This window comes from Micromonospora alfalfae, assembly GCF_022230925.1.
GTDB classification, from domain to species: domain Bacteria; phylum Actinomycetota; class Actinomycetes; order Mycobacteriales; family Micromonosporaceae; genus Micromonospora; species Micromonospora alfalfae.
The window spans coordinates 1-8,618 of sequence record NZ_JAKKFH010000056.1; the positions used below are offsets into that span (position 1 = coordinate 1).

Below are 8,618 nucleotides of genomic sequence, written 5' to 3' on the forward strand. Positions count from 1 at the left end.
CGGCCGGGGCGGCACAAACAAAGGGGAAAAGGCGTGGGGGGGTGACGCCCATCAGGGCGTCGGGTCGGCGACCTGCCGAGCGGGGGGCTCGTGGCGCCGGGACCCTGTGTAACGACCGGGGGGCCGGGGTCATTCCGGGTTGGCCCACCGTCGGCACCCTCATCGAGGCGGTGCAAGGTGGTCGTTCGTGGGGACTGCAACGACCCGGGGGCCGGGACCATTCCCGAATGGCCCACCTGCCGGCACCCTCATCGAGGCGGTGCCCGTCGGTCGTTCGTGGGGACTGCAACGACCGGAGGGGGTCTGGCATTTCCGACCTGCGCGACCAGCCCTCAGGGTCGGGGGCGGGTCGGTGGTACTGCGATCGTCAGGGTATGTAACGACCTCGGCCCCGCCATGATTCCGGCCCACGAGTGCGCCCGGTCACCACCCAGAAACCCCCGGTCACGGACAAACCACCCAGACGGCACCGCGTCCAAGGCGTCGAATCGACCCTCACCCGCGTGATCCACTCGGGTTCACGGAAGTCGGGGCATCCCGGACGGCCGGACACCCCGACATCAAGGAAACGGAGTCGATCACGAACCGGCCGAGCGCACCACTACACGCAAACCGGACAAACTTGGAGGTGATGAGGGTCGGGCCGGCGCGCCTGGAGGAGCGTGCTGGGATCGACCTGAGCGACACCGGGTCTGGTGGGCGTTACCCTGACACCATGCAGGCCGTCTCCCCCACCGCGACCGGCGTGGCCTTTCTCGCCCGCCCGGGTCGCCCCGCTGTGGTGGCGCGGACGCTCGCGGAGCTGGCCGGCCCTACCCGAGGTGTCGTGGAGCTGCCGGTACGGCTGATGTGGAACGCCGAGCGCACGTTCGACCTCGGCGACCCCGACCAGTTGCTCTGGATGTACGAGAACGTGCTTCGCGAGACCACTCGGGCCGAGGATCTGCGCGCCCTGATCAACGGGCGGACGCTGCGTCGGGTGTGGCGACTGCTCAACCTGCCTCGGGGCGTACGCCAGGCGTGGGAGAGCCGGCACCGCGGCCTGCGCGCGGCGTGATCGAACCTCATCTGCACGAGTTCTACCGGGAGGTGGCCCGGGTGGCGCTTGCCGCCGCCGGGCCGTACCGGTTCGTTCTGGGTGGTGGGGTGGCGTGGGCGGCGCACGGGCTGGTCGCCCGACCGACGGAGGACGTCGACCTCTTCGCGGACGTGGAGGGCGCCGCGGCGGCGGCGTCCGCCGGGGTGCGGGTGGCCCTGGAGCGGGCCGGGTTCATCGTCAGTGACGCCGACCCGGACAGTGAGCTGGCCGAGTTGTTCGACGGGTACGAGCAGGACATGAAGGACTTCGTGGTGAGCCGCGACGGACGGCAGATCCGGCTCAGCCTCGCCCGGTTGGACCGCCAGCAGAGCCCGGTGGTGATGGACCTCGGCCCGGTGATGGACGTTCGTGACCTGGTGGCGAACAAGATCGCGGCGTTGGTCAACCGGCGGGAGGTTCGCGATTTCATCGACGTGGCAGCGGCCCTCGACCACTACGACGTGACCGAGCTGTTGGTCCTGGCACGGCAGGTCGACCCCGCGCTGGACCCGGACGACGTGCGCGCTGCCGGCCGCTACCTGGACCGGCTCTCCGACCAGCGTTTCGGCCGGTACGGCCTGGGCGCCGCCGACGTCGCCGAGATCCGCCAACGCTTCGCCGCCTGGCCACGCTGACCGCCGAGCCACGCGAACAAGCCACACCAACAAGGGACCGCGCGAACAAGGGACCGCGCGAACAAGGGACCGCGCGAACAAGGGACCGCGCGAACAAGGGACCGCGCGAACAAGGGACCGCGCGAACAAGCCACAGCGACAAGCCGCATGAGCACGGCGGACCGCCGGGCGGGCGCCCCGGGGCGGACGCCCACCCGACGGCGGGTCACTTGGTCGGTCGACCGCCCGTGACCCCCAGGATCTCGCCCGTCACGTAGCTGGATTCCTGCGAGGCGAAGAAGACGTACGCGGGCGCCAGCTCCGCCGGCTGCCCGGGACGCCCCTCCGGGGTGTCGGTGCCGAACTGCTTCACCTTCTCCTCCGGCATGGTGGCCGGGATCAGCGGCGTCCACACCGGCCCCGGCGCTACCGCGTTGACCCGGATGCCCTGCTCGGCCAGGTCGGCGGCGAGGGCCTTGGTGAAGTTGGCGATCCCCGCCTTCGTGGTGGCGTAGTCCAGCAACTGCGGCGACGGGTCGAACGCCTGGATCGACGACGTGTTGATGATCGCCGACCCCTCGGCCAGGTGCGGAATGGCGGCCTTGCAGAGCCAGAACATCGCGTACAGGTTGGTCTTGAACACCCGGTCGAGCTGCTCGGTGCTGATGCCGAGGATCCCCTTGTCCTGCGACATCTGGTACGCCGCGTTGTTGACCAGGATGTCGAGGCCGCCCAGGTCGCGTACCGCCCGGTCGACCAGTTCCTGGCAGTGCGCCTCGTCGGTGATGTCACCGCGTACCGCGACGCCCCGCCGGCCGGCGGCCTCGACCAGCCGGATGGTCTCCCGGGCGTCGGCGTCCTCCTCCTCACCGAGGTAGGAGATGAGCACGTCCGCGCCCTCCCGGGCGAAGGCGATCGCGACCGCCCGGCCGATCCCCGAGTCACCGCCGGTGATCAGCGCCCGCTTGCCGTCGAGCTTGCCGCTGCCCCGGTACGACTCCTCCCCGTGGTCCGGCTTCGGGGTCATCTCCCCGGTCGAGCCGGGCGCTGACTGCTGCTGTGCGGGTTGGCCGGACTGCTGGCCGTACTGGCTGGTCGGGTCCTGCTGGGTGTGCTGATCCTCGCTCACTGAGAACTCTCCTTGCTGCGCGCGGGAAGCGGCGCTCTCCCACGAATACCGTCCCTGACCGCCCTACCCCGCGTCGGCCTGCGGAAACCGCTGCAACGATCGGGGCTGCCGTGGCGGTGGTGCCGGGTGCTGGTTATGGTGCGCAAGGCGCTCACGAGGCGCGTCCACCCCCATGGAAAGGCACGCCATGACCTCTTCCTCCGGCCCGTCGCGCCGCCAAGTGCTCGTCGCCGCGGCGGCCGCGGCGACGACCCCGCTGATCGCCGCCGCGCCCGCGCAGGCGGCCGGCCCGGCCCGGCCGCGCACCTGGGACCTCACCCTCCTGGGCACGTCGGACACGCACGGCAACGTCTACAACTGGGACTACTACCGCGACGCCGAGTACGACGACAGCAAGCAGAACGACATCGGCGTCGCGAAGCTGGCGACTCTGATCAACCAGATCCGTCGGGAACGGCGCGGCAAGGCGACGCTGGTGCTCGACGCCGGCGACACGATCCAGGGCACTCCCCTCGCCACGTACTACGCCAAGCAGGAGCCGATCACCGCCACCGGGGAGAAACACCCGATGGCACGGGCCATGAACGTCATCGACTACGACGCGGTGACCCTGGGCAACCACGAGTTCAACTACGGCCTGCCGTTGCTGGACCTGTGGATCCGTCAGCTCGGCTTCCCGGCGCTCGCCGCGAACGCGGTCAACGCGAAGACCGGCAAGCCGGCCTTCCTGCCGTACGTCATCAAGAAGGTCTCCCTCGGTTTCGCCGCGCCGACCCTGCGGGTCGGCATCCTGGGGTTGACCAACCCCGGTGTGGCCATCTGGGACAAGGGCAACGTCGAGGGCAAGCTGCGCTTCGACGACATGATCGCGACCGCCGCGAAGTGGGTGCCGATCATGCGGGCCCGCGGTGCGGACCTCGTGCTGATCTCGGCGCACGGCGGTGACAGCGGCACCTCCAGCTACGGCCCGGAGCTGCCGAACGAGAACCCGGTGGCGCTGATCGCCCAGCAGGTGCCCGGGATCGACGCGATCCTTTTCGGTCACGCGCACAACGAGGTGGTCGAGCGGTTCGTCACCAACGAGCGCACCGGCACGCAGGTGCTGCTCTCCGAGCCGTCGAAGTGGGGCCAGCGGCTCACCCGGATGGACTTCACCCTCACCCGTGAGCGTGGCCGGTGGACGATCACCAAGAAGGCCGCCACCATGCTGAACACCAACACTGTGGTCGAGGACCCGAAGGTGCTCGCGGCCGTGCGGGCCCAGCACCAGAAGACCATCGCGTACGTCAACCAGGTGGTCGCGCAGTCCACCGTGGAGTTGTCGGCGGCGGAGTCGCGGTACAAGGACACGCCGATCCTGGACTTCATCAACCACGTGCAGACCGAGGTGGTCGGCGCGGCGCTGGCGGGCACGGCGTACGCGGACCTGCCGGTGCTGTCGATCGCGGCGCCGTTCAGCCGGACCGCCGTCTTCCCGGCCGGCGATGTGAAGATCCGCGACGTGGCCGGCCTGTACGTGTACGACAACACCCTCGAGGCGGTAGTCCTCAACGGGGCCGAGGTGCGCGCGTACCTGGAGTACTCGGCGAAGTACTTCCGTACGTTCGCGCCGGGCGCCCCGGTCGACCCGGAGCAGATCAGCGACCCGGCCGTGCCGGATTACAACTACGACGTCTTCTCCGGCCTGGACTACGACATCGACATCTCCAAGCCGGTCGGGCAGCGGATCACCCGCCTGGTGCTGGCCGGCACCGACACCCCGGTGGCGGACAACGCCCAGTTCGTGGTGGCGGTGAACAACTACCGACGCAGCGGCGGCGGCAACTTCCCCGGCATCGTGAAGACCCAGGTCTACAACGCGCAGCAGGAGATCCGTCAGCTGCTCATCGACTGGGCGCAGGCCAGGGGAACGATCGACCCGGCCGACTTCTTCCAGCCCAACTGGCGTCTGGTACGCGAGGGCGTGCCCGTCTTCTGACGGCAGCGCATCAGGAACGGGCCGTGGGTGGCGACACCCGCGGCCCGTCGCGCGTTCTCAGCCCTGCACGTTCCAGCGGATCGGGTCGTCGGACTCCTCCGGCCGATCGCGCCCGGGATCGGTCTCGGTCAGGGCCACCCGCTCGTCGGGTCGGACGGCGGGCGGCAACTCCCCGAACCGCGTGTGACGCAGAAACGCGTACTCGTCGTCGGTGAACGGCTGCTCGGTCATCAGCGCCTCCTCCTGCTCCGCTGTGATTGTCTGCCGTTCACGGCGGTCGGCACCAGTAGCCGGGCGCACACCCCGTAAGGCGTCCTAGGATCCTGGGTGAGCGGTGGTGGCCTGGCGCGATGGATGAGACACCCGGTCGAGCACCGCGAGGGCCGCCCGGATCGGGCGGCGGCGCAGCATCTCGTCGAAGCTCGCCCGCCCCTGGCAGAACTGCACGAACATCCGCCAGCCCGGCGGAGTCGCCAACAGGGCGTGGAACACGTCCGGGCGACGGGTGAACACGTCGAGCAGCCGGAACCCCGCCCGCATCTCCGGCAGCAGACGCTCAGCCACCGCCCGCTCATACCCGGCCAGGTCACCGCCAGCGACCGCAGCCCCGGCCAACTCGCCGGAGCGCAACGCGAAGCTGATGCCCTCCCGGCTCCACGGCTCCAGCAACCCCGCCGCATCCCCCACGACCAGCACCCGGCCGTTGCGCAACGGTGAATCCTCCGCCCGACAACGAGTCAGGTGACCGGAGTCGTGCTCCGCCGGCAACCCGGCCAGACCCAACCGGTCGACGAACCGCCGCAGGTAGTCGCGGGTCCCCTCCCCCGCCCCCCGCCCGGCGATCACACCGACGGTCAGCCGGTCACCCTTGGGAAAGACCCAGGCGTACGAACCCGGCATGGCACCCCAGTCCAACAGCAGCCGGCCCCGCCACCGCTCCTGCTCGACGGGCGGCACCGGAATCTCCAACTCCAGACCCAGATCCACCTGCCGGTACCGGACCCCGACGTGCCGGCCGGTCACCCCGGACGAGCCGTCCGCCCCGATCACGGCACGAGCCGCGATCGTCGTACCGTCGGCCAGCCGCAGGCGTACCCCCTCGGGGTCCTGCTCGATAGCGCGGACCGCGACCCGCTCCCGCAGCTGTGCGCCCGCGGCCACCGCCGCCGCGCGCAGCCGGTCGTCGAACTCCTCGCGGCGCACCATCGTCACCACCGGACTGCCGTTGCGGCGGGTGAACTCCCGACGGCCGTCGCGGGTGAACGTCACCCGGTCCACCCGGTCGTGCGCGGGCACCTCGATCCGATCCTGAACGGCCGCCAGCGAGGTGCCGATCAGGCCACCACCGCAGGTCTTGTACCGCGGGTGCACGGCTCGCTCGACGACAAGTGTGGAGACGCCAGCACTGGCAGCGGCGTGCGCCGCGGACAGCCCCGCGGGGCCAGCGCCGACGACGACGAGATCCCAAACGATCACGGAAGCAGCCTAGGGCACCTCCCCGGTCCGACCGCCGGACCCGCCCGCCGCCGTGACCGCCCGATCGGGTGTGCATCTTCGGGCACCCAGGGGGTAACCGGCGCACGGCAACCGCCACCGCAGTGGCGGACGAGCACAAGGAGGAAACCATGCAGCAGGTGCAATTGTCGGAGGCCGAGCAACGGGTGTACCAGGCGGTCACCACCCTTGAGGCACGCGGGCAGGTGCCCTACCCGGACCTGATCGCCGAGGAATCCGGGCTCACCCAGGAGCAGGTGGGCAGCCCCCTGCACCTGCTCACCGAGAAGGGCCTGCTGCACCGCGAGGACTCACCGATGGCAGGCCTCGACTTCGGTCCCCGGTTCTGCGCCCGCCAGATGGCGTGACCCGCGGAACCAACCGGCACGGTTCGCCCCCCGAAGACCCGGGTAGCGGTCAATCATGCATGACCGAGGGTCGACGGGGGGCGCGATGAGCGCGGCGCAGACGCCGCAGCCGGTGACAGCGGCCGAGAACCGACGACGCTGGCAGGCAGTCGGCGTCGGACTCGTCGCCGCCTTCATGACGCTGCTCGACGTGAGCATCGTCAACGTGGCCGTACCCTCCATCGACCGGGCGCTGCACGCGTCACCGAGCGACCTGCAGTGGATCCTCTCCGGGTACGCGCTCACCTTCGGCCTGGCGCTGGTCCCCGCCGGCCGCTTCGGCGACGCCCGCGGTCGACGCAACGCGTTCGTCTTCGGCATCGCGCTGTTCACCATCACCAGCGCCCTCGCAGGCCTCGCCACCTCCCCGACCTGGCTCGTCATCGCCCGACTGCTCCAAGGCGCCGCCGCCGGCGTCGTCAACCCCCAGGTCATCGGGCTGATCCAGCAACTGTTCCGCGGGCCCGAACGCGCCCGCCCGTTCGGGCTGCTCGGCGCCACCATCGGCATCTCCACCGCCGTCGGACCGCTGCTCGGCGGACTGCTCATCGCCGTCGGCGGCGACGAACACGGCTGGCGCTGGGTCTTCTTCGTCAACGTGCCGGTCGGCGTCCTCGCGGTGATCCTCGGCTGGCGGCTGCTACCCGGCCGCCCCACCGGACAACCCGGCTGGCGTCGACTCGACCCGTTCGGCGTCCTACTGCTCGGCGTCGGTGTGGTCCTGGTCCTGCTGCCACTGGTGCAGGAACAGCAGTGGCGGACCCCCTGGAAGTGGGCGCTCATCCCGGCCGGCCTGGCCGTGCTGGTCGCCTTCGGGCTCTGGGAACGACGGTACGCACGCCACCACCAACCCCTGTTCGACCTCCGGCTGTTCAACTTCCAGTCGTACACGCTGGGCTCGATCCTCGCGCTCGTCTACTTCGGCGGCTTCACCGCGATCTTCTTCATCTTCACCCTGTTCCTGCAGATGGGGCTCGGCTACAGCGCCCTCGTCGCCGGCCTGGCCATCACCCCCTTCGCCCTGGGCTCGGCGGCCGCCGCCGTACTCGGTGGCCGCATCGTCAACCGCTTCGGCCGACCACTCGTGGCCATCGGACTGCTCACCGTCGTGGTCGGACTGGCAGCCACCGTTATCGCACTACGGCTCTTCCCGGACGCCCCAGCGCCCTGGGTCACCGCCGGCCCCCTGCTCGTCGCCGGCATCGGCAGCGGACTGGTGATCGCCCCCAACCAGACCATCACCCTCTCCGAGGTACCTGTCGATCAGGCGGGCAGCGGCGCCGGCATGCTCCAGACCGGCCAGCGGATCGGCGCCGCCGCCGGCATCGCCGCCGTCGGCTCGCTGTTCTTCTCCACGCTGGCCGACAGCCACGGCGACTGGACCAACGCCTTCGAACAGTCCCTCATGCTCGCCACCGGCATCATCGTGCTCGCGTTGATCGCCGCGCTGATCGATATCTGGCGCACCCACAACCACAAGAACTGACCGGGGTACGCCGCTGGCCGGCACCACGGATCTGGGTGCCGGCCAGCGGTCGGTGCCGTGCGGTGCTTCCTGCCGTGCGGTGCTTCCTGCCGTGCGGTGCTTCCTGCCGTGCGGTGGCCTTGCCGTGCGGTGCTTCCTGCGGTGGGGTGCGTCCTGCCGTGCGCCATGCCGTGCGGTGGCCTTGCCGTGCTGTAGTGCTGGTGTGCGTGTACTGCGGGCGGTGCGGGTCAGCCGTTCCAGTGCTGGGTGACGAGGTAGGTGGCCTGCTGCTCCCACTGAGCGGCGTTCCCCGGCCTGTGCCCGCGCCCCGCGCCATCGGCCGGTGTCTGCGGCCGGTGTCCGCGGCCCTCGACCTGCGCCTCTAGGGCGGCAGGTCAACTGACGCACCGATGATTCCTCGTCCCGCCCATGGAGATCTTGGACAGTTTCCGT

General features: G+C 70.4%; 8 protein-coding genes. 5 read left to right on the forward strand and 3 right to left on the reverse strand.

Annotated features, from left to right (window positions below):
• Window positions 1-715: 715 nt before the first annotated feature.
• Window positions 716-1,057, forward strand: coding sequence for a hypothetical protein (locus MED01_RS32015; RefSeq protein ID WP_124770765.1), 342 nt, complete (start codon window positions 716-718; stop codon window positions 1,055-1,057).
• On the forward strand, window positions 1,054-1,713 hold the full coding sequence (locus MED01_RS32020) for a nucleotidyl transferase AbiEii/AbiGii toxin family protein (RefSeq protein WP_145788333.1): 660 nt from the start codon (window positions 1,054-1,056) through the stop codon (window positions 1,711-1,713). Before MED01_RS32015 ends, MED01_RS32020 begins: the two co-directional genes overlap by 4 nt.
• A 205-nt stretch (window positions 1,714-1,918) precedes the next feature.
• Here MED01_RS32020 and MED01_RS32025 read toward each other — a convergent pair whose 3' ends face one another.
• On the reverse strand, window positions 1,919-2,821 hold the full coding sequence (locus tag MED01_RS32025; protein WP_238672194.1) for an SDR family oxidoreductase: 903 nt from the start codon (window positions 2,819-2,821) through the stop codon (window positions 1,919-1,921).
• A gap of 187 nt (window positions 2,822-3,008) precedes the next feature.
• On the opposite strand from MED01_RS32025, the gene MED01_RS32030 reads away from it, so the two are divergent.
• Window positions 3,009-4,799 (forward strand): bifunctional metallophosphatase/5'-nucleotidase, encoded by a 1,791-nt coding sequence (locus tag MED01_RS32030; RefSeq protein WP_238672195.1) that lies wholly within the window; start codon window positions 3,009-3,011, stop codon window positions 4,797-4,799.
• A 57-nt stretch (window positions 4,800-4,856) separates the two neighbouring features.
• Here MED01_RS32030 and MED01_RS32035 read toward each other — a convergent pair whose 3' ends face one another.
• A complete protein-coding gene (locus MED01_RS32035; RefSeq protein WP_238672196.1) occupies window positions 4,857-5,030 on the reverse strand; it encodes a hypothetical protein in 174 nt (57 codons plus the stop codon).
• Between the two features lie 84 nt (window positions 5,031-5,114).
• Window positions 5,115-6,275, reverse strand: a complete 1,161-nt coding sequence (locus MED01_RS32040; RefSeq protein WP_238672197.1) for a geranylgeranyl reductase family protein — start codon at window positions 6,273-6,275, stop codon at window positions 5,115-5,117.
• Window positions 6,276-6,424: 149 nt separating this feature from the next.
• Here MED01_RS32040 and MED01_RS32045 point away from each other — a divergent pair, with 149 nt between their 5' ends.
• Window positions 6,425-6,661 carry a hypothetical protein gene (locus tag MED01_RS32045; protein WP_112587077.1) on the forward strand — a complete coding sequence of 79 codons (237 nt, stop codon included), beginning with the start codon at window positions 6,425-6,427 and terminating at the stop codon, window positions 6,659-6,661.
• Window positions 6,662-6,746: 85 nt separating this feature from the next.
• Entirely contained in the window at window positions 6,747-8,186 is a 1,440-nt protein-coding gene (locus MED01_RS32050; protein WP_238672198.1) for an MFS transporter, read from the forward strand.
• Window positions 8,187-8,618: the final 432 nt, after the last annotated feature.